The 409-nt window shown below is 59.2% G+C and carries 1 pseudogene; it reads left to right on the top strand.

The features are described from left to right. A pseudogene (locus tag DM373_RS28490) lies at window positions 1–409 on the top strand (acetolactate synthase large subunit); the annotation flags it as partial.

Below are 409 nucleotides of genomic sequence, written 5' to 3'. Positions count from 1 at the left end.
ACCATTAGCCGAGCACAAGGCAGTCGAAGCGGCGGTTGAGAAGCTGCAGAGCGCCCGCAGCCCGATCCTGGTAATTGGCGCCGGCGCCAACCGCAAGATGACCGCCAAAGTCCTCAAGCAATTGATCGACGAGACTGGGATCCCGTTCATCACCACCCAAATGGGCAAAGGTGTAGTCGATGAGCGCCACCCCTGCTTCCTCGGTAATGCTGCGCTGTCGTCCGGTGATTTTGTACACCGTGCAATCGAAGCCGCCGACCTGATCATCAACATCGGCCACGACGTGATCGAGAAGCCGCCGTTCTTCATGGTTCGTGGTGGCACCGAGGTCATCCACATCAACTTCCGCGCCGCCGAAGTCGACGCCGTGTACTTCCCACAGGTGGAAGTGATCGGCGACATCGCCAAT

Source organism: Pseudomonas sichuanensis (genome assembly GCF_003231305.1).
Lineage (GTDB): Bacteria > Pseudomonadota > Gammaproteobacteria > Pseudomonadales > Pseudomonadaceae > Aquipseudomonas > Aquipseudomonas sichuanensis.
The sequence above is the reverse complement of the archived record's forward strand: the minus strand, read 5'-3'. Positions and strand labels throughout refer to the sequence as shown.